The 23,530-nt window shown below is 71.6% G+C and carries 18 protein-coding genes; 10 read left to right on the top strand and 8 right to left on the bottom strand.

Translation table 11 applies throughout. The features are described from left to right. Positions 1 to 102: 102 nt before the first annotated feature. From MNY60_RS07770 to MNY60_RS07760, 3 genes are read right to left on the bottom strand one after another with little or no spacing between them, the layout of a single operon-like run. A complete protein-coding gene (locus MNY60_RS07770) occupies positions 103 to 339 on the bottom strand; it encodes a TIGR04563 family protein (protein WP_242336729.1) in 237 nt (78 codons plus the stop codon). A gap of 56 nt (positions 340 to 395) precedes the next feature. Beyond that, on the bottom strand, positions 396 to 635 hold the full coding sequence (locus tag MNY60_RS07765; protein ID WP_242336727.1) for a hypothetical protein: 240 nt from the start codon (positions 633 to 635) through the stop codon (positions 396 to 398). A 37-nt stretch (positions 636 to 672) separates the two neighbouring features. After that, positions 673 to 1,623 carry a hypothetical protein gene (locus MNY60_RS07760; protein ID WP_242336724.1) on the bottom strand — a complete coding sequence of 317 codons (951 nt, stop codon included), beginning with the start codon at positions 1,621 to 1,623 and terminating at the stop codon, positions 673 to 675. A 343-nt stretch (positions 1,624 to 1,966) separates the two neighbouring features. On the opposite strand from MNY60_RS07760, the gene MNY60_RS07755 reads away from it, so the two are divergent. Then, entirely contained in the window at positions 1,967 to 2,173 is a 207-nt protein-coding gene (locus MNY60_RS07755; protein WP_242336721.1) for a cold-shock protein, read from the top strand. A gap of 119 nt (positions 2,174 to 2,292) precedes the next feature. Next, a complete protein-coding gene (locus MNY60_RS07750) occupies positions 2,293 to 3,429 on the top strand; it encodes an acyl-CoA desaturase (protein WP_242336718.1) in 1,137 nt (378 codons plus the stop codon). A 25-nt stretch (positions 3,430 to 3,454) separates the two neighbouring features. Here MNY60_RS07750 and MNY60_RS07745 read toward each other — a convergent pair whose 3' ends face one another. The 3 genes from MNY60_RS07745 to MNY60_RS07735 all read right to left on the bottom strand — a co-directional run bounded on the left by MNY60_RS07745 (position 3,455) and on the right by MNY60_RS07735 (position 9,702). After that, positions 3,455 to 5,017 (bottom strand): B12-binding domain-containing radical SAM protein, encoded by a 1,563-nt coding sequence (locus MNY60_RS07745; RefSeq protein ID WP_242360318.1) that lies wholly within the window; start codon positions 5,015 to 5,017, stop codon positions 3,455 to 3,457. A gap of 131 nt (positions 5,018 to 5,148) precedes the next feature. Continuing rightward, positions 5,149 to 5,865 (bottom strand): RNA polymerase sigma factor, encoded by a 717-nt coding sequence (locus MNY60_RS07740; RefSeq protein WP_242360317.1) that lies wholly within the window; start codon positions 5,863 to 5,865, stop codon positions 5,149 to 5,151. A 102-nt stretch (positions 5,866 to 5,967) separates the two neighbouring features. Next, positions 5,968 to 9,702: a chemotaxis protein CheB gene (locus MNY60_RS07735; RefSeq protein ID WP_242354084.1), complete on the bottom strand. Its 3,735-nt coding sequence runs from the start codon at positions 9,700 to 9,702 to the stop codon at positions 5,968 to 5,970. Between the two features lie 272 nt (positions 9,703 to 9,974). Between MNY60_RS07735 and MNY60_RS07730 the strand changes: the two genes are divergently transcribed. The 5 genes from MNY60_RS07730 to tesB all read left to right on the top strand — a co-directional run bounded on the left by MNY60_RS07730 (position 9,975) and on the right by tesB (position 13,338). Continuing rightward, positions 9,975 to 10,274, top strand: coding sequence for an AtpZ/AtpI family protein (locus MNY60_RS07730; protein ID WP_242336707.1), 300 nt, complete (start codon positions 9,975 to 9,977; stop codon positions 10,272 to 10,274). 202 nt (positions 10,275 to 10,476) lie between these two features. Continuing rightward, entirely contained in the window at positions 10,477 to 11,589 is a 1,113-nt protein-coding gene (locus MNY60_RS07725; protein ID WP_242336704.1) for an acyl-CoA desaturase, read from the top strand. Between the two features lie 151 nt (positions 11,590 to 11,740). Further along, a complete protein-coding gene (locus tag MNY60_RS07720; protein WP_242336702.1) occupies positions 11,741 to 11,935 on the top strand; it encodes a hypothetical protein in 195 nt (64 codons plus the stop codon). 30 nt (positions 11,936 to 11,965) lie between these two features. Further along, positions 11,966 to 12,394 carry a GFA family protein gene (locus MNY60_RS07715; RefSeq protein WP_242360316.1) on the top strand — a complete coding sequence of 143 codons (429 nt, stop codon included), beginning with the start codon at positions 11,966 to 11,968 and terminating at the stop codon, positions 12,392 to 12,394. A gap of 62 nt (positions 12,395 to 12,456) precedes the next feature. Next, a complete protein-coding gene (tesB, locus tag MNY60_RS07710) occupies positions 12,457 to 13,338 on the top strand; it encodes an acyl-CoA thioesterase II (protein ID WP_242354109.1) in 882 nt (293 codons plus the stop codon). 49 nt (positions 13,339 to 13,387) lie between these two features. Here tesB and MNY60_RS07705 read toward each other — a convergent pair whose 3' ends face one another. Next, positions 13,388 to 14,650, bottom strand: a complete 1,263-nt coding sequence (locus MNY60_RS07705) for a M20 family metallopeptidase (RefSeq protein WP_242354123.1) — start codon at positions 14,648 to 14,650, stop codon at positions 13,388 to 13,390. 198 nt (positions 14,651 to 14,848) lie between these two features. Here MNY60_RS07705 and MNY60_RS07700 point away from each other — a divergent pair, with 198 nt between their 5' ends. The 3 genes from MNY60_RS07700 (at position 14,849) to MNY60_RS07690 (ending at position 22,428) form a co-directional block, all read left to right on the top strand. Then, positions 14,849 to 16,876, top strand: a complete 2,028-nt coding sequence (locus MNY60_RS07700) for an autotransporter assembly complex family protein (RefSeq protein WP_242336694.1) — start codon at positions 14,849 to 14,851, stop codon at positions 16,874 to 16,876. Between the two features lie 114 nt (positions 16,877 to 16,990). Then, positions 16,991 to 21,589 carry a translocation/assembly module TamB domain-containing protein gene (locus tag MNY60_RS07695; protein ID WP_242360315.1) on the top strand — a complete coding sequence of 1,533 codons (4,599 nt, stop codon included), beginning with the start codon at positions 16,991 to 16,993 and terminating at the stop codon, positions 21,587 to 21,589. A 152-nt stretch (positions 21,590 to 21,741) separates the two neighbouring features. Next, positions 21,742 to 22,428 (top strand): Crp/Fnr family transcriptional regulator, encoded by a 687-nt coding sequence (locus tag MNY60_RS07690; protein WP_242360314.1) that lies wholly within the window; start codon positions 21,742 to 21,744, stop codon positions 22,426 to 22,428. A 48-nt stretch (positions 22,429 to 22,476) separates the two neighbouring features. Here MNY60_RS07690 and MNY60_RS07685 read toward each other — a convergent pair whose 3' ends face one another. Then, positions 22,477 to 23,490, bottom strand: coding sequence for a hypothetical protein (locus tag MNY60_RS07685; protein WP_242360313.1), 1,014 nt, complete (start codon positions 23,488 to 23,490; stop codon positions 22,477 to 22,479). Between the last annotated feature and the right edge of the window lie 40 nt (positions 23,491 to 23,530).

Below are 23,530 nucleotides of genomic sequence, written 5' to 3'. Positions count from 1 at the left end.
CGACGCGCGGGGCCCGCCCCCCCGGGGCCGGGCCCCCGCGGTGGACCCCCGGCGCGCGCGCGCCCCGCCGCGCGCGCTTCCAGCCCGTGACCGCCACGCGGCCTAGCCCTTCGCCTCGTCGGCGGAGGCGGTCGCGAGCTCGTTCGCGGGGCCTACCGTGCGTGAAGCAGGTGCGAGGGCCACGCCGCTGCTGGGCAGCCTCGAGATCCGCTCGCGCGCGAGCCGCCAGGCGTGCTGGACGATCCAGGAGAGCGACCGGTCCTGCCGGATCGCCTCCTCCTGCATCTGCTGGAGCATCTCCTCGGGAAAGTACAGCGACTGCTTCCGCGCGTCGGACATCGCCCCTTGTACGCCGCGAGAGCGGGCAGGGGAAGGGTCGCGGAACGATCGCGCGCTCACGCCCGCGCGCGGAGGTAGGGCAGCCCGTCCATGTACTGGACCTCGAAGTAGCCGCGGCGGGCTCCCCACTGCGCCCACGGCAGCGCCTCGCCGCGGACCCACACCACCGCGCCGCCGGGGACGCTCAGGTGGCGCCGCTGAGTGCGGCACCACGCCGATCGCGACCAGGGCCCGCCCGTCCGGAGGGCATCGACGAGCTGTCTCTGCATCGCCGCGAGAAACGCCGTCACCGTCATGGTCTCGACTCCCTTCGTCGCGGGTCCGTTCGGCCGCTCACGTCACGAGCTCCGGCTGCTGGGGGCGCGGGCGCGGCCGCTTCGCCGTGCTCACGTGCATGAACGCCTCGACGTCGACGTGGTCGCGCGCGCCGAGCGGCCGGAGCTTCTCGAGGAGCTGGTCGGCCGAGCCGAGGAGGGCGGAGTAGGTGGACCAGTTGGGCTCGGCGTCGTAGGCGAGCTCGAGCCCGAGCCGCTGCGCCACGTCGCAGGCGAAGCGGGGGCGGAGCAGCATGTGGAGCTCCGGCCTCGCGACGAACGGCAGGAGCGTCACGATCGGCCAGAGGGACTCCCGCGCCGCGCTCGGGAAGAGCGTCGCGACCGCGGCGGCGAGCGCCTCGAACCGGGGCTGCTCGGGCGTGGCCGTCGCCAGGAGCTCGAACAGCGCCGCGAAGAACGCCTTCGCCGCGGCCGGATCCTTCAGGCCGTCCTCGAGCGAGGTCCGCTCCGCGTCCCGGTGCAGCGTGCGCACGTGCCGCTCGATCCGGAGCGTCCGCTCGACGAGGCCGCCGACGTCGCCCGCCTCGAGGAGCCGCTCACCCTCGCCGTTCCCGAGCGTCTCGACGAACATCTCGTGGGCACGGCGCCACTTGCTCGCACGCTGCTCGCCCCGCTCCTTGCCTTCCCCGACGTACTTCGGGTCCGTGAACCCCTGCGGGAAGGACTCGACGAAGCGCGCCACGGCGTCGGCGTGCGAGAGCCACGCGCCGGCGCGGCCGTAGCGGCCGGTCTTCGCGTCGAGCGCGAAGCCGGTCAGCGCGGAGAGCCAGGCGTTCGGGCTCGTGGCGGGGGAGAGGAGCGGCAGTGCCATCGGCAGCCGCAGCTTCGTCGCGAAGCGCGCGTCGCTCGTGGCGAAGAAGACGTGCACGGCCTTCTGGTCGAGCGCGACGATCTTGCCGATCCCCAGCGAGGTGTGCTGCACCAGCATTCCGTTCTCGAGGCTGCTCATGTTCGGCTCTTTCCGGTCGGTCCACGCGCTCGCGCACGCCTCTCGACACGCGCACGAGGGGCGCGCAGGGGGGCACGTCGGGGGACGAAAGGGTGGCGCGGGTGAGATCCCGCCGTGTCGCTCACGGCGGCGTGGAGGGCCGGCCGCGTTCGCCGGGTGGATGTCGTATATCACCGCGCGCCCCCGGGCGCTCGTCACGCTGCCGCGGCATTCTGGGCCCCGGGCTCGACTTCTTCGCGCGATTCGACTACCAACGTCCCTTCTCTCCCGCTCCGGGAGGGAAGAAGGTTCGCGCGGCACTCACTGCCGCGCGTTCACAGAGAGAAAAGAGCACCTACAGCAAATGGCAGCCGGTACCGTGAAGTGGTTCAATGACGCGAAGGGCTTCGGCTTCATCACCCAGGCGGACGGGGGCGAGGATGTCTTCTGCCACCACACCGCGATCCAGACGGATGGGTTCCGCTCCCTCGCCGAGGGCCAGAAGGTGGAGTTCGAAGTGACGAAGGGCCCCAAGGGCCTGCAGGCGGCGAACGTCCGCCCGGTCGCCTAGTCGCGTCATCGCGACCCTTCAGGCAATGAGAGCCCGGCCTTTCGAGGCCGGGCTTTTCTCGTTCCGGAGGCGGGCGCCGCGGTGACATCTTCGTGATTCGGGGTGCCTAGATCCCGGGCATGAGCTCCACGCCTCCCCGGGTCCGGTTCCCACGCGACGACGGCTTTCACGCCGAGGTGAAGCGCCGCGCCGGCGCGTACCTCGAGGGCACCGGCCGGGCACGCTGGGGCGGCGGCGCGATGCACGCGAAGACGGGCGCAATCCTGGGCTGGTTCGCGGCCTCCTACGCGCTGCTCCTCCTCCTCGGCGGCACCTCTCCCGTGCTGGCGGTGGCGCTGACTTTGTCTCTGGCGCTCGCGACGGCGGGGATCGGCTTCTCGGTCATGCACGACGCCAACCACGGCGCCTACGCGCGCTCCGCGCGCGTGAACCGTGCGTGGGGCCTGGCGCTCGATTTCGTCGGGGCGAGCTCGTACCTCTGGCGCTTCAAGCACAACGTGCACCACCACACCTACGCGAACGTGGACGGGATGGACGCGGACATCGACGCCGAGCCGTTCCTCCGGCTCGCGCCGTCGCAGCGGCTCCGCCCGTTCCACCGCTACCAGCACGTCTATGGCTGGCTGCTCTACGGCGTGCTGGCCGTGAAGTGGTGGTTCGTGGACGACGTGCGTGACCTCGCGCGTGGCCGCATCGGGCAGCTCCCGTTCCCGCGCCCGCGGGGCGGCGAGCTCGCCGCGTTCCTCGCCGGCAAGGCGGTGTTCCTCGCCTGGGCGGTGGTCGTCCCGGTGCTCGTGTTCCGCAGCGGCTGGGTCGCGCCCCTCTTCCTGCTCGGCGCGCTCACGCTGGGCGTGGTGCTGGCGACGGTGTTCCAGCTCGCGCACGCGGTGCCGGAGGCGGAGTTCCACGCCGCCCGGGCCGGAGATCAGCGGATGCCGACCGGCTGGGCGGAGCACCAGGTGCGCGCCACGGTGGACTTCGCGCCCTCGAACCGGCTCCTGGGCTGGTACGTCGGCGGGCTCAACTTCCAGATCGAGCATCACCTCCTCCCGGACGTGTGCCACGTGCACTACCCGGCGCTCGCCGCGAGCGTGGAGGCGGCGTGCCGCGCGCACGGCGTGCCGCACCACACGCACCCGACGCTCCGCGCCGCGATCGCGGCTCACTACCGGTACCTGCGCGCGCTCGGCCGGCGCGGCGCCGAGGCGGCCTCGGGTCCGCGCGTGGCCGTCCTCGCCGCGCCCTCCTCGTCGTGAGGCGAGGAGAGGGCGACCGGAGTCCCTAAGCAGATGCGGAGGGGCGCTGCGCGTCGCTCGCCGCGAGCTCGGCGAGCGACCGGTCGAGGCGCGGCAGGACCACGTCGTGGGTGTACGGGATGAGGCTCTCGCCGATCACCGCGAGCGCCAGCGCCCGCGGGAGGGCGCCGGCGCCCCGGCGCAGCGCGTGTCCGACGAGGCGCCAGAAGTGGAGGCGCCGCGGGCTCACGACGCCGATGCCCCACGCGATCCGTGCGACCGCAGCGAGCGAGCCCTCGGCGGCGCCGGCGTCCGAGGCGGCGCGGGGGCGGAGCGGCAGCTGGTCGATGGCGAGGGTGCACCGCGCGTAGTAGCGCTCGGGCGCGTAGAGCGCCGCCACGAGGCGGCGGTATCCCGCGAGCAGGACCCGCTCGTCCTGGGCAGGCACGAAGTTCGGCCGCTCGAAGGCGTCGCCGCTCCCGTCGCCGCGCAGCCGGCCCTCCTGCTCGAGGCGCCGCCAGAGGCGCGTGCCCGGCATCGCGACGAGCAGCCCGACCATCGCCCGGGGGACCGGGAGCCCGGAGATGAGCTCGAGCTGTCGATCGAAGATGTCCGGCCCCTCGCTGTCGAAGCCCACGATGAAGCCGGAGAACACCTCGAGCCCTGCGCGCGTGAGCGTCTCGACGGCGCGGCCCGGGGGCATGCGGAGGTTCTGGCTCTTGCCGGTCTCCGCGAGCGCCGCGGCGGAGGGCGTCTCGATCCCGAGGAACACCTCCTGGAAGCCCGCCGCGACCATCTCGGCCACGAGCTCCGGCGCGCTCGCGAGGTCGAGGCTCGCCTCCGTGCAGAGCTGGAACGGGAACCCGTGCCGCTCCTGCCAGGCGCGGAGCACCGGGAGCAGGCGGGCCACCTCGCGCCGGTTGCCGACGAAGTTGTCGTCCACGAAGAAGAGCGCCCCGCGCGCCCCGCGCGCGTGCAGCGCGTCGAGCTCCGCCACGACCTGCTCCGGCGACTTCACCCGCGGCACGCGCCCGAACAGCTCGATGATGTCGCAGAACTCGCAGCGAAACGGACACCCGCGCGAGTACTGCAGGGCGTGATTGGCGTAGCGTGGGAGGTCGAGGAGGTCGAAGCGGGGCACGCGCGCGAGCGCGAGGTCGGGCCGGTCGTCGCCCTCGGGCGAGAGGAGTCGGGGCGCCTTTGTCTCCCGTCCTTCGAGGACGCGCACGAGGAGCTCCAGGCGCCCCTCGGCCTCGCCGCGAAAGACGTGATCGGCCTCCGGGAAGCGCTCGGGCACGAGGCTCGGTCCCGCGCCGCCGGCGACCGTGCGCCGGCCGAGGGCGCGAGCCCGGAGGAGCACCGCGCGCATCGACTCCGCCTGCACGAGCATCCCGGAGACGAGGACGGCGTCCGCCCAGCGCAGGTCGGCGTCGTCGAGCGGGGCGACCTCGAGGTCGCGCAGGCGGAGCTCCCAGTGCTGCGGCAGGTGCGCCGCGAGCGTGGCGAGCCCGAGCGGCGGCATCGTCGCCGCCTTGCGGATGAAGGGGAGGCTTCGCTCGAAGCTCCAGTAGCTGCGCGGCGAGCGGGCCTGCACGAGGAGTGCGCGCATGCCGCGATCCTGCGCCGCCCCCGGTCACGGCGTCGTCATCGCGCGTGGGGCGCGGCAGGGTGCCTCGATGGGGTCGCGCGCGGTGCTCGGCTGTCAGCCGCGCGCCGGAGCCCGAAAGCAGCAGCCTCGGCTCACTCGCGGCCCGGGCTTCCGGACGGACCCGTCCCGAAAGAGTCGCCGATGGCGGAGAGCACCGCGTTCACCACGCGGTCACAGCGCGGGGCGAGGAACGTGAACGCCTGCGGGGCCGACTGACCGACCTCCTCGGCGAGCATCTCGCGCAGGGCGAGCCGGGCGCGATGCAGCCGCACCTTCACGTTCTCCTCCGACAGGTCGAGCGCCTCGGCGGTCTCCGCGGTGGAGAGCTGCTCGACCTCCCGCAGCATGAACACGACGCGGTGATCGTCTCCCAGCCGGGCGACGGCTCGCTCCAGCAGCTCGGCGCTCTCCCTCCGCGTGGCTCCGTCCTCCGGCCCCTCGTCGCGCGCGCCCCGGGTCATCTCGTCCACCTCCGCCGAGAGCTCGACGGCAGCGATGCGCTGCCGTCTCGCGAGGCCGTACGCGACGTTCAGCGCGATCCGGGTGAGCCACGTGCCGAACGACGAGGCGCCCTCGAACGCGGCGAGCGCACGGAACGCCTGCAGGTAGGTGAGCTGCATCGCGTCCTCGACCTCGGCCGAGTCGCGGCGCAGCACCGCGCGGATCGTGCGGTACACGCGCTGGTTGTGACGGCGCATCAGGAGCTCGAACGACGCGGTGTCACCGGCGAGGACACGGTGGACCACGTCCGCATCCGAGGCGCCGCTCGCCTCGAAGGCCTTCGGTCGTGCGTCAGCGCTGAGAGCCATGGACCTGCCTCCTTGCTCTCCATACGATGCGCCGGCGGCGCGCGGGTTACACGGGTAGCCGCCCGGGTTGGAAGCACGCCCCGTCAGAGCACCCCCCGGTTGTCACCGGGCCGCGACTGGACCGCCGCCGCGCGGCGGCGTCCGGCGCGGCGCACGGTCCATCGCCTCCTGGAGCTCCTCGACCGTCGCCGGCTTGGTCAGGTGCGCGTCGAACCCCGCCTCCGCGGCGCGCCGCTGATCCTCCGGACGGGCGTATCCCGTGAGCGCGATGAGGAACGTGTCCCGCAGGCCGGGTTCGCTCCGCATCGCCTTCGCCACCGCGTAGCCGTCCATGCGCGGGAGCCCGACGTCGCAGACCACCACCTCTGGCATGAGCTCCCGGGCTCGCTCGATCCCCTTCGGACCGTCGTGCGCCAGGAAGACCTCGTGGCCCTCCATCTCGAGCGCGAGCTGCAGGCTCTCGGCGGCGTCGAGGTTGTCCTCGATGACGAGCACACGGCGGGGGCGCGGAGGTGACGCCGGCGCGACCTCGATCCCCGCGGGCGCCACCGAGAGCGGCAACCGCACGATGAACTCGGTGCCTGCGCCCTTGCCGCCGCTCCTCGCCTCGACCGTGCCGCCGTGCGTCTCGACGAGGCCCTTCACGAGCGCGAGACCGAGCCCGAGCCCGCCGAGGCTGCGATTGAGGGTCGCGTCGGCCTGCGCGAACGGGTGGAAGAGGCGCGGGACCATCGCAGGCTCGATGCCGATGCCGTTGTCCCGCACGCGCAGCACCGCGAACCCCTCGACCGCGTCGAGTGACAGGCGGACCGAGTCGCCTCCGGAGGTGAACTTGGCCGAGTTCTGGAGCAGGTTCCCGATCACCTGCGCGAGGCGCGTCGCGTCGCCTTCGACCCACAGGGGCTCGTCCGGGAGCGCGACCTCCAGCGCGACCTCGCGCGTCGTGAAGAGGCTCCGGTGGTCGTCGGCGGTGCGCTGCGAGAGGGACCGGAGGTCCACGGGCCGACGCTCGACCTGGAGCTTCCCGTTCGCGATGCGCGTCACGTCGAGCAGGTCGTCGACGAGGCGAGCGAGGTGCCCCACCTGGCGGGCGATGATCTGGTGCGCTCGCGCCGCCGCGTCCGCGTCCGCGGGCGCGCGCTCGAGGACGTGGAGGCTGCTCCGGATGGGCGCGAGCGGGTTTCGCAGCTCGTGGGACAGGACGGCGAGGAACTCGTCCTTCCGCCGGTCCGCGTCCCGCAGGGCCGCCTCGGCGCGCTCCCGCTCCCCCACGGCCTGCCGCAGGGCCGCCTCCGCCTCCTTCAGCCTCGTGACGTCGATGAAGGAGACCACGACGCCCGCGACGACGTTGGACGGCGTGCGGTACGGGTTCATGCGCATGAGGAACCAGCGCCCTCCCTGCGCGAGGCCCACCGTGCGCTCGACGGGCTGGAGCGTCGCGAGGACTCGCTTCACCTCCTGGGGCACGTCCTGCGCGTCGAACAGCGCGGCGAAGTCCGAGAGCGGCCTCCCCACGTCGCCGTCGGCGAGCCGGAAGATCGCCGTCGCCGCCGGCGTGAAGCGCGCGATCCGGGACTCGCGATCGAGGAAGATGGTCGCGATCTGCGTGCTCTGGAACAGGTTCTGGAGGTCGCCGTAGAGCAGCTCGAGCTCGTCCACCTTCTTGCTGAGCTCGGTGTTGAGCGTGTTGAGCTCCTCGTTCACCGACTGCAGCTCCTCCTGCGAGGTCTGCAGCTCCTCGTTGGACGAGTGCATCTCCTCGTTCATGGACTGTAGCTGCTCGTTGGACGTGCGGAGCGCCTCGTTCGCGTTCTCGAGCTCCTCGATGGTGACCTGGAGCCGCTCCTGGGTGCTCTCGAGATCGCGCTGCAGCAGCCGGTGGCGCTCCAGGGTCGGGGCGTCGAGCGGCGTGCCGTGCGCGATGGGAGAGGCCTGCAGCTCCTCGAAGACGACGAGGAACAGCGCGTCCGGATCCTGCTCCGTGGGCGGGAGCGGCCGGACGACGAGGTTCAGGCGACGCTGGACGCCCTCCGCCTCGACCACCACGTCCTTGTACGTGACCGGCTTCCCCTGGCGCGCCGCGTTGTGGAGGGCGGCGGAGAGCTCGACGCGGAGCTCGCGCCGGGCGAGGTGCATCAGGTTGGTGGCGGGTGCGCCGGCGCGGGGCGGCAGGAAGTCGGACAGCTTCGTCCCCCAGTAGTACCGGATCTCCCCGCGCGCATCGACCACCACCGAAGGCGGCGCGTACTCCTCGAGCACGATCCTTCGCGAGCGATCGGCGGCGCTCTTCACCTCGGGATCGCCTCGCCGGCTGGGCGGCGCCAGCTCGAGGGGAGGCGCCCGCCGCCCCGGAGGCAGGATCGCCGGACGCCGATCCACCTCGCGCCGCCGGAACACGCGCTCGGTCTTGTCCACGACCTCGAACAGCTCCAGCTCGCGCGCGTCGATCATCTCGGCCTTGCCGAGGAGGAGGTAGCCGCCCGGCCGGAGCGCGTAGTGGAGGAGCCCGATGATTCGCTTCTGGAGGTCGGGCTCCAGGTAGATGAGCAGGTTGCGGCAGGACACGAGGTCCATCCGGGAGAACGGCGGATCCTTGACGAGATCGTGCTCCGTGAAGATGCAGAGGTCGCGGAGGGGCTTCGTGACCGTGTACGTGTCCCCGCGCCTCGTGAAGAACCGCTCCAGCCGCTCGGGGCTCACCTGGCGCTCGACGACGCTCGTGTACTGGCCTCGCCGCGCCTCCGCGAGGGCAGACGCGTCGATGTCCGTCGCGAAGACCTGGAGCTGCGGCGGGCGCTGGAGGCCGTCGCCCTCGCAGAGCAGCATCGCGAGCGAGTAGGCCTCCTCTCCGGAGGAGCAGGCCGGCACCCAGACGCGGATCCCGTCGGCGCCGCGCCGCTTCAGGAGGTCGGGGACGACGATCTGCTCGAGGATCCGGAACGGCGCCTCGTCGCGGAAGAAGCTCGTCACGTTGATGGTCAGGTCCTCGGCGAGGCGGCGGGCCTCGTCGGCGTCGCCCTCGAGCAGGGTCGCGTAGTCACGGACGGTGGCGGTGCCGGTCGCGCCCATGCGCCGGTGGAACCGGCGGAGGATGGTGCTGCGCTTGTACCGGCTGAAGTCGTGGCCCGTCGTCCGCCCGATCACCTCGAGCGCCCGGTGGAGCCCCTCCGCCTCGCCCCGCGCGCTCTCGGGCGGGTGGCGCCGGCGCTCGGCAGCGAGCTCGCCGAGCGCCGCAGGGATCTCGCTCGCGGGGAGGACCTGCTCCACCATCCCCGTCGCGATCGCGGCGGCAGGCATGCTCTCGTACCGCGCGTCGCCGGGGAGCTGCGCGAACGTCCTGCCCCCGTGACGCCTCACGGCGGCGATGCCGAGCGCGCCGTCGGAGCCGGTCCCGGAGAGCACGACGCCGACGGCGTTCTCGCGCTGGTCCTCCGCGAGCGAGGTCAGGAACGCATTCACCACCAGGCGAGAGCCCTTCGGCTCCGCCGGGACGAGGCGCAGGGCGCCGCCCTCGACGACGAGGCCCGTCCCCGGTGGAATGACGTACACGTGGTCGCGCTCGACGCGCTGCCCTTCGCGCACGGTCTCCACCGGGAGCTTCGTGGCGCGGGACAGGATCTCGACGAGGCTGCTCTCGTGCTCGGGAGAGAGGTGCTGGACGAGGACGTACGCCAGCCCGCTGTCCGACGGGAGCTGGCCGAGGAAACGCTCGAACGCCTCGAGGCCGCCCGCAGAGGCGCCGACGCCCACGATGAGGAGACGCTCGCCTTCCCGGGCGCGCCAGTCGGCTTCATGCTCGTCGCTCGGATGGGGCGGTACGGAGCTGCGGTCGGGCATGGGGGCGCCGTCCTCTACCGGCTGTGTAGCAGGTTCGGGTGCCCCCAGCCCGGTAATGGACCCGAGGGGCGTCAGATGGGCCGTGCGGACGTCTGCCTCGGGGAGCGATGGGGCGCGACGAGCGCGCGCGGGGATCGCGCTGGCGTTACGTTCTCCTCGACCGAGCGTTGACGTCCTGCTCGGCGATCCGGCCCCCGCGCCGAGCCGCGTCCGACTCCCGCCTCTGGACCGCTCCGCTGACCTCCACGTCGAGAGGGTCGAGGAGAGACCGAATGGCACAGCGAGCGCGAGCCCCGACCGGCGGGCCGGGCGGTGGTGGTGCGGCGGACCCCGAGCGCGGGCTCTCGAGCCTCGCAGCAGGGTACCGGAAGGCCGAGCCGTACATGGCCGCGTCGAGCACGCTGCTCGCCTCCGTCGCGGTCTTCACGCTCCTCGGCTATGGGCTCGACCGCTGGCTGGGGCACTCCGTGCAGTGGATGCTCGTCGTGGGGGCGGTGATCGGCATCGGGGTGGGGTTCACCGCCTTCTTCACGAAGATCGCGGCAGCGACGCGCGCCGACCATCGGACGTGAGAGTCCGCTGGCGAGAGCCCGACTGTCTCCAAGTCATCGACCGGAACGGCCGCCTCCTCGACGAGGGCATGACGGCGCGGGCGCCCGCGCGCCGCGCTCGCCGCCGCCCTCGCCCGGAGCATCGTGACCCGCTCATGACAACGAGCGCACAGGTAGGACCGTCACGAGGCTCCGCGGCAACGCCGCGGGAACGGGGGAACGGGTGACCTTGTCAGCAAAGCAGTCGCAGTCCCTGCGGGCGGAGCTCGATGCGCTCCGGCAGGAGTACGTGGCGAAGATCGGCGCGCGCGACGCCGACTACATCCGGACCGTCAGGGCGGTCGCGCGGATCTCCCGCGTGGCGGGGCGCCTCCTCATCCACTTCAGCCTGGAGCCGATCAGCTGGGCAGCCGGCGTCTGCGCGCTCGGCACCTACAAGGTGCTCGAGAACATGGAGATCGGCCACAACGTGCTGCACGGTCAGTACGACTTCATGCGCGACCCATCGCTCAGCTCGGCGACCTACGAGTGGGACATGGTCGGCACGGCGAAGAGCTGGAAGCGGGCCCACAACGCCAGGCACCACGTCTTCACGAACGTCATCGGTCGAGATCGCGACTTCGGCTACAACGCCTTCCGCTTCTCCGCGGAGGTGCCGTGGAAGCCCATCCACCTGCTCCAGCCGCTGGTGAGCCCGCTCAGCGGGCTCTTCTTCGAGTACTCCATCGGCGCCTACGACCTCGGCCTCCTCGATGGGCTCGGCCCGCCGTCGAGCGAAGCGGCCAGACGGCGGCGTCCTCGTCGCGAGGTGGCCCGCGATCTCTGGGCCTTCGCGCGAAAGGCCGCGCGGAAGGGGTTCGTCGAGTACGTCTTCTACCCCGCCCTCGCGGGTCCGCTCGCGGTGAAGGTCCTCGCCGGGAACGTGCTCGCGAACGCGCTCCGAAACGGCTGGGCGTACGCCGTCATCTACTGCGGCCACCTCACGGAGCGGACGGCGACCTTCCGCGAGGAGGAGCTCGCGGGCGAGGATCGGGCCGGATGGTACTTCCGGCAGATCGCGGGCAGCAGCAACTTCGAGACCGGGCGGCTCGGCCACGTGCTCAGCGGTCACCTCGGGTTCCAGATCGAGCACCACCTCTTCCCGAACGTCCCCGCCTGGCGCTATCCGGAGATGGCCCCTCGCGTGCGCGCCATCTGCGAGCGCCACGGGGTCCCGTACACGACGGGCTCGCTGGCCTCGCAGTTCGCGAGCGCGATGCGCCGGCTCGTCCGGTTCGCCGTCCCGCCGCGCGAGGAGCGTGGCGGCGGAGCCGTGGCGGCCGCGAGCGCGGCGTGACGCGCGAGGGGGCGCGCAGCTCCGGCTCCAGCTCCCCAGGCGCGCGCTGGCGCGCGTGCGCCCGGGAGGCAGGCACCTTCGTGTCAGCCCTGAACGCCTCGGTCTGCCGGTGCGGCGTCCGCTTATATGCAGGCAGAGGGGAGGGCGATCCATGGCAACCCGGACGAAACGAGAGTCCACGGCGCTCGACGAGCTCAAGGCCGTCAGGGGTGCGCTCCTGGAGCTGGCGCGCGCGCTGCTCAACGCGGCGACCACGACGTTGACCGCCGCCGCGGGAGCGATGACCGCGCTCACGGACGAGGCGCTGCGCAGGGTGCGGACGTCGACGCGGAAGAAGACGGCGTGACGGGGGCGCTTCACGCGCGCTGAGCTTCTCATGCGATTCGAAGGACGATGTCACTGCGGCAACCTCGAGGTCACGTTCGAGACGTCGCAGCGGCCCGAGGCGCTCGCGCCGCGCGAGTGCGGATGTACGTTCTGCCGCCGGCACGGTTCGATCGCGGTGTCGGACCCGGCGGGCTCGCTCGAGGTGCGGATCCGCGACGCCGGGGAGGTCTCTCGCTACCGCTTCGGTCTGCGCACCGCGGACTTCCTCGTCTGCCGTACGTGCGGCGTGTACGTCGCGGCGGTGAGCACGATCGAGGGGGCCACCTACGCGACCCTCAACGCGAACGTGCTCGACGCGCGGGAGGCGTTCACGCAGCGCCCCGTGCCGGTGGCCTACGACGGCGAGACCGCGGAGGAGCGGCTCGGGCGCCGCCGGCGCGCGTGGACCCCCGCGGTCGTGCGAGGCAGGCCTCGCTGATCCTCTCCGGGCGCGATCCACGCGGTGTCGAGTAAGCTTGGCGCCGGGGAAGGAGAGGACGAATGGACCCGTCGCTGAGCGCGCTCATCCGGCAGCTCGATCTGGAGCAGCTGGAGGTGAACCTCTTCCGGGGCGAGTCGAGACACCTCGGCTCGCCCCGGGTCTTCGGGGGACAGGTGATCAGCCAGGCGCTGGTGGCGGCGGAGCGCACCGTGGACGGTCGCCTGCCGCACTCGCTCCATGCCTACTTCCTGCTGCCCGGCGACGTGACCGCGCCCATCGTCTACCAGGTGGATCGGATCCGCGACGGGCGGAGCTTCTCCGCGCGACGCGTCCAGGCCATCCAGCACGGGCGGCCCATCCTCTCCATGATCGCGTCGTTCCAGAAGCCGGAGCCCGGCCTCGAGCACGCCGCGTCCATGCCGGAGGTGCCGCCGCCGGAGGCGCTCGCGAGCTACCCCGAGCTGGTCGAGCGCTGGCTCGCCGACGCGGGCTCCGTGCCGCCGCAGACCGCCGAGGCGATGCGCACTCCCGGGGCGATCGAGTTCCGGCCCGTCGAGCCGCAGAACCCGCTCCGCCGCGTCCACGGTGAGCCGCGCCAGGCCGCCTGGTTCCGCGCCGTCGATCGCCTTCCAGACGATCCCCACCTGCACCGGTGCATCCTCGCGTACGCGTCGGACTCGACGCTGGCGGGCGCGCCGCTGCGGCCGCATGGCAGGAGCTGGTGGCAGCCGTCGATGATCGTCGCCTCGCTCGACCACGCGCTCTGGTTTCATCGCCAGGCGCGCGTCGACGAGTGGCTCCTCTACACAATGGACTCTCCGTCCGCGCAGTCCGCGCGGGGGCTCGCGCGCGGGCTCGTGTTCGACCGCAGCGGGCTGCTCGTGGCGAGCGTGGCGCAGGAGATCCTGATGCGCGACACGGGCCCGGCACGGTCCGCCTGACGGCGCCGGGATCGACGCCCGAGCCGGAACCCTGCCGCGAGCGCGGTGTTCATGGCGAGAGCCAGGCCATCGCGGCGGCGACTGCCGCCTCCACGCCCGTGCGCAGGGTCGGGTGCAGGACCGGCGCGAAGCGCGGGTTGTGGTTGGTCGGAAGGTCGCCCATTCGGCCCGCGTCCCGGGCCCGCCGGTACGCCTCGGGATCGGTGCCGCCCACGAACCAGAACACCGACGGCACGTGCCACTCCGCGCCGAAGCAGCCGAAGTCCTCGCTCGCCGACGTCGGCTCCACCTCCCGCACGCGTTCGGCGGGGAAGGTCCGCTGGAACGACGCGACCACGCGGCGCGTCGCCTCCGGGTCGTTCCGGACGGCTCCGTAGCGGTCGAGCGGCGTGATCTCCGGCGGCCGGGGCGCCCCGGACGCCGCGGCCTCCGCGTTCACGATCCGCGCGATGGCGGCGAGCACGCGAGCGCGGACGCCCTCGTCGAAGGTGCGGACGTTCAGCTTGATGAGGGCGTCCTCGGGGATGACGTTCTCCTTCGTGCCCGCCTGCAGGGCGCCGATCGTCACGACGGCGGCCTCGGTCGCGGCGAGCTCCCGGGAGACGATGGTCTGGAGGCGGAGGACGGTCGCCGCCGCCATCACCACGGGGTCGATGCTCGCCTGGGGCATCGACCCGTGGGCCCCGCGCCCGAAGAGCCGGATCTGGAGGCTGTCGCCGGCGGAGGTCATGACGCCGGCGCGCCAGCCGAGGACGCCCGCGGAGCCGACCATGACGTGCTGCCCGAGGACGACGGCCGGCTTCGGAAACCGGGTGAAGAGCCCGTCGTCGATCATCGCCTGGGCGCCCGCGGCGATCTCCTCCGCCGGCTGGAAGACCGCGAGCAGCGTCCCCCGCCACGCCTCGCGCGCGCGGCCGAACAGGGTGGCCGCGCCCGCCAGCCAGGCGACGTGCACGTCGTGGCCGCAGGCGTGCATCACCGGGACGACCTTGCCGTCGCGGTCGGTGGACGTGGCCTTGCTCGCGTAGGGCAACCCCGTCAGCTCCTCGACGGGCAGCGCGTCCATGTCGGCGCGCAGCATGACGGTGGGGCCATCGCCGTTGCGCAGCAGGCCGACCACGCCGGTCTTCCCGAGGCCCGCCGTCACCTCGTAGCCCGCCGCGCGAAGCCGCTCCGCCGCGATGCCCGCCGTCCGGGTCTCCTGCATCGAGAGCTCGGGGTGCGCGTGGAGGTCGGTGTAGAGCCGCTCCAGGTCAGGGAGCAGGCCGTCGAGCGGAGTGAGCACACCCTTCGCGCCGAGCGCATGCGCCACGTGCTCCTCCTTTCGACGCGCATCCGCGTCGCCACGGAGTCCCGATCCTTCGGGACAGGTCCGTTCTTCACTCACGGCGCGCGCGTTTGCACGGTCAAAACACGGGTTCGCCGAACGAATCCATCCGAGTCGGAAACGAGAACGGGTGTCCTGGAGTGGGGCATGAGCGCGCGACCGTGCGCGACAAAGCTTGTGTGGATGGTCGAGCGACGACGGATCTGGCGGGTGGTGGCCGTGGTCCTGGCCATGGGCTGCGCGACGGGGGGAAGGCGGGAGGGGCCGGAGGTGCACTCGGTGCGTATCGAGGGCGCGAGGAAACTCGAGGAGGGGGACATCAAGAAGCGTCTCCTCACCGCGGAGAACAGCTGGGTCCCCTTCTCCAAGAAGCAATACTTCGACGAGAGCGCGTGGAAGACGGACCTCCGGCGCATCGAGAAGTTCTATCGGGCGCAGGGCTACTACCAGGCGAAGGTCACCGCCACCGAGGTGAAGCCCCGCGGGCGCAAGGCGGTGGACGTCCGCGCCACGGTCGAGGAGGGCGAGCCGACGCGCATCCGCTCGGTCGACCTCCTGGGGCTCGACGATCTCCCGGAGAAGGACCGGAAGCTGCTGCGCGACCAGGTCGGGCTCGAGGCAGGTCAGATCTTCATCGTGGATCGCTGGGAGGGGCTGAAGGAGAAGCTCCTCCACACGCTTCGAGAGCAGGGCTACGCCGCGGCCACGGTGCAGGGCGAGGTCGAGGTGGGCCTCGACACCCGCGCAGCCGATGTCAGGGTCAGCGTCGACCACGGTCCGCGATACCGGTTCGGCGCGCTGTCCGTGAGGGAGCACACGCCCTCGCGTGTCCCGCCCTGGCGTGTCACCGAGCAGGCCGCGGCGGACACGACGCCGGGCGACTGGTACTCCTTGAAGGCGCAGAGCGTCGCGGAGGCGCGCGTCTTCAGGATGGGAGTGTTCGGGGCCGTGAAGGTGAGCCCCGGGGAGCCCGACCCAGGGACGCTCACCGTCCCGATGCAGGTGGACGCCCAGGAGTCTCGCTTCCACACGCTCAGTGTCGGGGGCGGCATCGCGGTGGACCAGACGAGCCAGGAGGCCCGCGTGAAGTCGACCTACGTCGACCGCGACTTCCTGGGATCTCTGCGCAAGCTGACGCTCGACGCCGTGGTCGGCTACGCCTGGATCCCGACGTTCTATGCGACGAGCGCGTCGGGCGCCCAGAGCGGCGTGGTGGGGAGCCTCGGCGCGGAGCTCGAGCAGCCCAGGTTCTTCTTCCGCGACCTGAAGCTCGACGGCAAGCTCACCGCGGAGCGGGGGATCGAGCCCGCCTACCGCTACTACGGCGGTCGCGCGAAGGCGGGCGTGGTCTACGCGCCGACGATCAACCTGTCCATCACGACCTCCTACAACCTCGAGCTGTATCGGCTCGAGTCCGGGTCCGCCCAGCTGGCCGGCGGCGCACCGACGCTGCTCTTCGGTTGCCCCGAGAACTGCGTCCTCTCCTACGCGGAGGAGCTCGTCGAGTGGGACGAGCGAGATGACCGCCAGGAGCCCCACCGCGGCTACTACCTCGCCCTGGCGTTCCAGGAAGGTGGCGGAATCCTGGGCGGCAGCTTCTCGTACTTCCGCATCATCCCCGAGGCCCGCGGCTACCTGTCCTTCCTCGAGCGCGACAAGCTGACGTTCGCCGCGCGGCTGAAGGTGGGGACGCTCATCCCCAGCAGCGGGGGCGACACGGCGAGCCCCATCGTCTCCCGCTTCTTCTCCGGCGGGAACGGAATGCGCGGCTTCAACAACCGCAGGCTCTCTCCCCAGTTCGTCGTTCCTCGGCCCGGGTCCCCGACCTCCGGCTACACCGTACCGATCGGCGGCAACGGCCTGTTCGAGTCGTCGTTCGAGGTTCGCTACGGTCTCACCGGCGCCCTGGTGCTGGCGGCGTTCGTCGACGCGGGCTTCGTCACGCGCGAGCACATTCGCGCCAGGGCCTTTCGCGACGACATGCTGCTCGCCTTCGGTGGTGGCCTCCGGTACCGGACCCCCGTCGGCCCGATCAGGCTGGACCTCGGCTACCGCCCGGACATCGGCCCGCCGCTGGCGGTGGTTCAATCGCCCGGTACATCGCTCAGCTACCCGAGGCGGTCGAGCTGCTTCGGGATCGGAAGGGGACCCAGCGCCGGAGCCCCCGAGGGCCCGTGCGTCATCCACATCTCCATCGGAGAGGCCTTCTAGCGCGACGCACGCCCGCCGGCCGGGCTGGCCCCCACGCGCTCGCCGCGGTTCCGGCCGGGACCCCGCGCCCCTAACGTATGAATGAACGGTTCTGTTCGGGCGAAGGGGCGGAGCTTGGCCTCAGGGACGTCGAGGAGCGGCGAGCCACGGAGCACGCGGCGGCGCCGGTGGCTGTGGCGGCTGGGGATCGGGGCCCTGTCGCTCGTCGGCGTCGTGCTCGTCCTCGTGCTGGGCGCGCTCGCATACCTCGCGACGCCGGCAGGGGGAGAGCGGCTTCGAAGGATCGTCCTCGAGCAGGCGAACGCCGCCATCGAGGGCACGCTCACCGTTCGAGAGCTCTCGCTTCGCGGCGGGCACCTGATCCTCCAGGGGGTGGTGCTCCGCGAGCCGGATGGCGGGATCGTCGCGCGGGTCTCCGAGCTCGAGGTTCGCCTCCGGCTTGCTGAGCTCGTCCACAAGCGCATCGACGTGACGCTCGTCCGCCTCGACCGGCCGGAGCTTCAACTCCGCCAGGATGAGCGCGGGAGCAACCTTCAGCGGGCGATCGCGGCGCGGAACCCGACGCCCGAGCCCGAGGGGGAGAGCCAGAAGAGCAGCCTGGGCTTCGTGGTGGAGGACCTCCGGATCGTCCACGGCGTCATCGACGTCGTGCAGCGCTCCCCGGATGCGTCCCGTCACGTCCACCTGGACGACCTGGGAGCAAGCGGCTCGGCCTCGCTCGTTGGAGATGCGCTCCGCGCGCAGCTGGAGATCACGGCCGGCGTCGCGGCTCCCTTCGAGGGTCCCTTTCACCTGAGCCTCCACGCCACGGGCGCGGGTGAACGGAAGGACGCGCGGCTCGGGCTCGAGCTCGGGACCGCGAGGCTCGTAGCCATGGCGCACGTCGAGAGCGAGACCACCGCGGACGTCCAGATCGAGTCGCTCGTCATCCCGCCGGAGATCGCCGACGCCTTCTCTCCGGGCTACCCGCTCCGCGCGGACGCCTCGCTCTCGGCGAAGGCCGTTCGGAAGGGCGATGCGCTCTCTCTCCGCCTCGACGCCAGGGCCGCCTCGGCGACGGTGCGGGCGGACGTGACGCTCGACCTCGTGGCGAAGACCCTCCACGAGGCGACGGTGACGGTTCGCCACGTGGATCTGAGCGAGCTCTTCCGCGGCGGTCCCTCGTCCGACGTGGCGCTGAACCTGGTCGCGTCGGGGGGAGGAACCTCTCTCGAGGATATGGCCGGCCGGCTGGAGCTGACCGTGCCCCCCTCGTCGATGGCAGGGGAGACCATGGGTCCGGTGCGCGTGCTGGCTTCGGCGAACGATGGCGAGCTGCAGCTCTCCGAGCTGCTGGTCAACGTGCCCGGACTGCGGATCGAGGCGAGAGGGCAAGGACGAAAGGAGCGGCTGGCCTTGGGTGGAAAGCTCGTGGCCAGAGACCTCGAGGCATTCGGCCGGACGCTGGGCAAGCTCGTCGGCCCCGGAGCGCGCTCCATGAAGGGCCGCGGATCAATGGGCTTCGCGATCGGGGGTTCGGTCGAGCACCCATCGATCACGGCGCACGGCGGCTTTCCGTTTCTCGCGTATCAGAAGAGCACGGTGGCCGGTCTCGCGCTCGACCTGAACGTTCCGGACTTGAAGGCGCCGACCGGGGTGAGGACGCGCCTCGCCGCGAGGAGGCTGGCGCTCTCGCCCGGGAAGGTGTTCCGGGCGGTGCACCTCGCGGTGGAGGGGCGTCGCCAGGACCTCACGCTGGACGCGGCCGTGCACGGCTACGCGGAGCTGAGCCTCCGTGCGCAGGCCACGCTCTCCCGGGATGGGCGCGGTGGGACGTTGACGGCGCTGTCGCTGGGTTACCCGGAGGCCCAGTGGTCCCTCGTCGCGCCGGTCCGGCTCGAGTCTCGCGCCGGCTTGCTCTCGGTCTCGCCGTTGACCTTGAGGTCCGGTCAGGAGGCCATCTCGTTCAGGATGCTGAAGCGCGGAACGAAGCTCGACGCGTCACTCGATCTCCGCTCGCTCGATCTCGGGAGGCTCCCGAAGGCCCTCGTCGACCCTGCGCTCGCGGTGGGCGGGGTCCTGGATCTGGAGGCGCGTGTGAGCGGCCCGAGCTCGAAGCCGGAGGCGAAGGCGCGGGTCGACCTTCGGGGCGGGCGCTTCAAGAGCTATCACGACGTCGAGCTTCACCTGGATGCGTCGTACGCCAAGGACCAGGCGAAGGGAACGCTCGCCGCAAATGGCGAAGGGATCAGGCTGACCGGCGCCTTCGACGTCCCCGTGAAGGCGCTTCAGGAGGGGCGGCACGTCCCCGTGAACGTGGACATCCGGATGGCCGAGCTGCGCCTCGACGAATCGCTGCGGAAGCTCGGTATCGAGAAGCCGATCTCCGGGCTCGTCTCGGCGGAGGTCTCGCTGAGAGGGACGGCGGACGACCCCAGGCTGAAGGTCGCGCTCGAGGGCCGCAGGCTGCGGGTGAAGCAGCTCGCGGCCTCGGAGCTCGACGTCGTCGCGAAGAGCGCAGACGACGGCCGGCTCGGGCTGCGCGTGGACCTGGGGATGGAGGGAGAGAAGAGCTTCATCGAGCTCGCGACGCCGTTCACGCTCGGCCAGCTGATCCGCCAGCCGCCCACGCTAACCGCGCTCATGGCGGCCGAGGTCCGGCTCGAGGCGGACGTCCGCGAGGTTCCGCTGAAGCTCCTCGCCGAGGCCGGAGTGAGTGACCGCCCGCTGGATGGCACGCTGAGCGCGCGGGTGCACGTGACCGGCTCGGCCAGGACTCCTCGCGGTGAGGTCTCCATTCGCGGGCGAGGCCTCGCGACGCGGGGCGTGACGCCGCTCGATGCCCTCTTGCGTCTCCAGCTCGGAGACGAGCTTCAGGCCGAGGTCCGGGCCGAGCGGGAGCGAAAGTCCATCTTCACGGCCAGGGCGCGCGTCCGCGCCGATCCGAAACAGCTACAGGACAGCAGCCGCCTGGCAGGGACGCCGCTCTCACTGGAAGCGAACCTCGGTCCGCTCTCCTTGTCCGAGGTTCAAGCCGCGGCTCAGCCGGCGAACGAGGACCCTGCGCAGGCCCCTCCTCGAGTTCGCGGCACGCTCACGGGGCGGCTCGGCTTGAGCGGCACCCTCCACGACCCGCGGCTGACCCTTCGGATGCGTGTGGATGGGCTCGGCGCCGAGACTGGACCCGACGGACAGGTGGTGGTCGCGCTGGACTATGCGGATGCGAAGGAGATGCTCGACCTGTCGCTGACGTCGAAGAACGGTGGCGCGCTGCACGTCGCGGCCACCGCACACGTGGACCTTTCCTACCCCGCCGTGGGTCGGACGGAGCGGCTCGATACGGCGCCGGTGGTCGCGACACTCCGGGCGAAGGACTTCGACCCGGCCTTCCTCTCGAACCTGAGCGGCGCCGTGGAGAAGGTGGGCGGGCTCGTGTACGCGGATGCCCGCGTGAGCGGGACGATGGGCGCGCCGACGGTGAATGGACGGCTCGAGTGGAAGGATGGCCTCGTCTTCACCCGAGAGAACGGCGAGTTCACGAAGGTTCACCTGCTGGCAAGGGGAGACAACGACCGCATCGAGCTACAGGACCTGTCCGCCACGGCCGGAGGCGGCACCGCGAAGCTCTCGGCGCAGGCCACGCGGACCGGCAGCAAGGCGTTCAAGCTTCACGCCGAGGCAGCTCTGGACAAGTTCCCCGTGGTGACCCAGGGGCAGGTCGCCGCGACGCTGTCGCTCCGGAGCACGGCGGACGGCAACGTCTCCCCCACCGACGTGACCATCAGGAACCTCAACATCCCCGAGGCGCACGTGGTCCTCCCCGACGTGCAACGAAAGGACTTGCAGAAGCTGGACGATCCTCTGGACGTCGTCTTGACGATGAACGGGAAGCCGGTCCGTGGCACGAAGCGCAAGGCGCCAGCGGGAGCGAGCGGCGAGACGGGGCTGGTTGCCTCGCGGGAAGCAGGGACGGGATCGACCGGCTCGGGGCGCGCGGGGACGCAGCTCACCGTCCTCGTGAATGCTCAGAGAAACCTGTGGGTCAAGGGCAACGACGTGAACATGGAGCTCGGATTCTCCGACGGCTTTCGCATCGAATACGCCTCGGAGCCGAAGCTCTTCGGGGACCTGAACGTGATCCGGGGGCGGCTCGAGGTGTTCGGGCGGCGCTTCGACCTGCAGCGCGACTCGAAGGTGTCCTTCAAGGGGCCGGCGATGGCGCCGGGCCTGAACGTCTCCGCCATCTACAAGAACGAGATCGAGCAGGTGACGGTGCACCTCGACGTGCGAGGCGAGCCCAGCAAGCTGCAGCTGCTGCCGACCTCGGAGCCGCCGCTTCCGGAGACGGAGATCTACACGCTGCTCGCGACGGGCCACACGTCTCTGCACCGGGGGACGGGGAAGACGTCGACCTCGGGAGAGGCCGCCTCGCTCGTGGGCTCCTTCGCGGCCTCCCAGCTCAAGACGACGCTCTCCAGCAAGCTCCCGCTCGACGTCCTCTCCATCGAGGCGGGTGACAGCGGCGTCGCAGGCACGAAGCTCGAGGCCGGCACCTACGTCAACGACCGCTTCTACGTGGGCTTCACCGGCAGGATCGGAGCGGACCCCTTGCGCGGGGAGAACTCCAACCAGGTGGACCTCGAGTATCAGCTCTCGAAGCGCTGGAACGTCAACGGCAGCTACGGGGACGCCCGCGCGGGCGAGGCCAGCGTGAACTGGCAGAAGGAATACTGATCGGAAAGGGATCGCTCGGGGCCGCTGTCGGGGGGCCCCGGTCCATACCGATTGCGATCCCGGTGCTCGCGACGGGGCCTCCGGACCGCGAACGCCGAACGCGCTGCGGCGAGCGTTGGGTGTAGAACCGACCTGCTGGAGTTCCCGGCCCGATGCCCACACGTCCCCTCGCCCCATCGGAAGAGCGCAAGCGTCTCGCGCGGGAGATCTGCGCGCTGCTCGCGCCGTACGCGCACCGCCGCACGTTCGAGGCCGGGAGCCTCCTCTGGCGCGAGGGCGACGACTCCGGGATGCTCGTCGCGCTCGAGTCCGGGCGCGTGAAGATCTTCCGCGCCCTGCCGACTGGGAGCGCGGTCACGATCTATCTCTTCGGCCCCGGAGACGTGTTCGGGTTCATGCCGCTCCTCGACGGCCGGCCGTACCCCGCAGGCGCCCAGGCCCTGGAGGAAGCGACGGGTCTCGTGGTGTCCCGGAGCGATCTGCGGAGCGCGTTCGAGCGCGACCCGCAGGTCGCGCTCGCGGTTGTGAAGCTCCTCGCGACCCGGGTCCGGGAGGCGTTCGACCGCATCGAGCGGTCGTCGGTCCCCGAGGTGCTGCCGCGCGTCGCGGCGGCGCTCGCGGCCCTGCTTCCGGACGGTCCGGACGCGGGTCCGCTCGTCGTGGTCGAGCTGCCGGTGCGCGCGCGGGAGTTCGCGGCCGTCATCGGGGTCGTGCCGGAGAGCCTCTCCCGCGCGCTCACGAAGCTCGTCGAGGCCGGGGTGCTTCACCGGCTCGGCCCGCGCAAGCTCCAGGTCCTGGACGCCGGCGCGCTCCGCAAGGCCGCGGGTGCGCCAGGCTGACGTGGCGCATCCCGCGGCTCGGCCGGCGCCGGCGGGGACGGGGGTTCCCTACAGCCCGAGCTGCTCGCGCAGCTTGGCCAGCCCGCCGGCGTCGTTCACGTCGAAGCTCCAGGTCTGCAGCTCGCGCTCGAGAAGCTCGGCGGCGACCGCGGCTGTGAATGGCGCACGGCCGCTCGCAGGGCGGGAACCGATGGCGCTCTTCAAGTTTCGCCGGTGCAGCTTCGGGGACACCTCGTAGATCCGGGCGAGGATCCCGAGGTCGAAGGTGGCGCCGCGGGGATCGCCCGACGCGAGCGCCTCGGGCAGGGGCTTCGGCCGGAACTTGCACTTCTGCGACATGAACGGGCAGGTCACCTGCGCCTGCTGCTGCCCGTACTCGAAGAACATGTTGCACTGCGCGCAGAAGTACCGGCCCATGGGTCCCGCGCTGACGTCCATGAAGTGCAGGTCCATGCGGACATCGAGCTCGAGCGCCCGCGCCACGCGCTCGGCGCCGGCCAGCAGGGCGCTCCGGCTGCGCTTCTTGTCCGGCATCTCCCGTCCCCAGAGGCGCTGTGCGTCGAGGAGCAGGAACGTCAGACCGGTCTCGGTGCTGCGGGTGGCCACGTCGAATCCGGACGTGTAGATGAGGTACGACTTGATCGTCTCCAGCGGGCTGGCCCGGTACTGCACGTTCCACTCCGCGAGATCGGCGAGGAAGTTGTCCGCGAACGCGATGCCGAGGTCTTCCGGGCTGGCCGCGCGAGCGACCGCGGAGGCGAGCAGGGCCTGCGCGAGCTTCGGGTAGAACAGCCCGATCCGCTCGTAGAACGCGGTGGAGCCCGGCGGCAGCGTCTCGATGGCGATCGGCGTGTTGACGCACATGCTGGGCATGTACGGGCACACGGCGTCTTCCATCTCGAACATCTTCTTGCACATCGCGCACCAGTAATGCCCGGACGGCGACTTGATGCCCCCGGGCATGGCCTCGAGCATGGCCTTCATCCCGGCCGCACCTTCCATACCTCCGGGCATTCCCGCCGCGTGTCCTCCGGGCGTGTTCACCTCGTCGTCGTGTTTCATGATCTTTCTGCCTCCAGTGAAGCCGTGGTGCCCGAGTCGA

Source organism: Anaeromyxobacter sp. SG17 (assembly GCF_022690695.1).
Lineage (GTDB): Bacteria > Myxococcota > Myxococcia > Myxococcales > Anaeromyxobacteraceae > Anaeromyxobacter > Anaeromyxobacter soli.
Note: the sequence above shows the minus strand (reverse complement) of the source record. Positions and strands in the feature narration are given on the sequence as shown.

Coding starts and splice junctions, on each gene's coding strand:
- MNY60_RS07735 (WP_242354084.1), bottom strand. CDS start 9,702: ATGCCCGACCGCAGCTCCGTACCGCCCCATCCGAGCGACGAGCATGAA.
- tesB (WP_242354109.1), top strand. CDS start 12,457: ATGGACCCGTCGCTGAGCGCGCTCATCCGGCAGCTCGATCTGGAGCAG.
- MNY60_RS07715 (WP_242360316.1), top strand. CDS start 11,966: ATGCGATTCGAAGGACGATGTCACTGCGGCAACCTCGAGGTCACGTTC.
- MNY60_RS07745 (WP_242360318.1), bottom strand. CDS start 5,017: ATGCGCGCACTCCTCGTGCAGGCCCGCTCGCCGCGCAGCTACTGGAGC.
- MNY60_RS07685 (WP_242360313.1), bottom strand. CDS start 23,490: ATGAAACACGACGACGAGGTGAACACGCCCGGAGGACACGCGGCGGGA.
- MNY60_RS07740 (WP_242360317.1), bottom strand. CDS start 5,865: ATGGCTCTCAGCGCTGACGCACGACCGAAGGCCTTCGAGGCGAGCGGC.
- MNY60_RS07770 (WP_242336729.1), bottom strand. CDS start 339: ATGTCCGACGCGCGGAAGCAGTCGCTGTACTTTCCCGAGGAGATGCTC.
- MNY60_RS07765 (WP_242336727.1), bottom strand. CDS start 635: ATGACGGTGACGGCGTTTCTCGCGGCGATGCAGAGACAGCTCGTCGAT.
- MNY60_RS07700 (WP_242336694.1), top strand. CDS start 14,849: ATGGTCGAGCGACGACGGATCTGGCGGGTGGTGGCCGTGGTCCTGGCC.
- MNY60_RS07730 (WP_242336707.1), top strand. CDS start 9,975: ATGGCACAGCGAGCGCGAGCCCCGACCGGCGGGCCGGGCGGTGGTGGT.
- MNY60_RS07760 (WP_242336724.1), bottom strand. CDS start 1,623: ATGAGCAGCCTCGAGAACGGAATGCTGGTGCAGCACACCTCGCTGGGG.
- MNY60_RS07690 (WP_242360314.1), top strand. CDS start 21,742: ATGCCCACACGTCCCCTCGCCCCATCGGAAGAGCGCAAGCGTCTCGCG.
- MNY60_RS07755 (WP_242336721.1), top strand. CDS start 1,967: ATGGCAGCCGGTACCGTGAAGTGGTTCAATGACGCGAAGGGCTTCGGC.
- MNY60_RS07720 (WP_242336702.1), top strand. CDS start 11,741: ATGGCAACCCGGACGAAACGAGAGTCCACGGCGCTCGACGAGCTCAAG.
- MNY60_RS07750 (WP_242336718.1), top strand. CDS start 2,293: ATGAGCTCCACGCCTCCCCGGGTCCGGTTCCCACGCGACGACGGCTTT.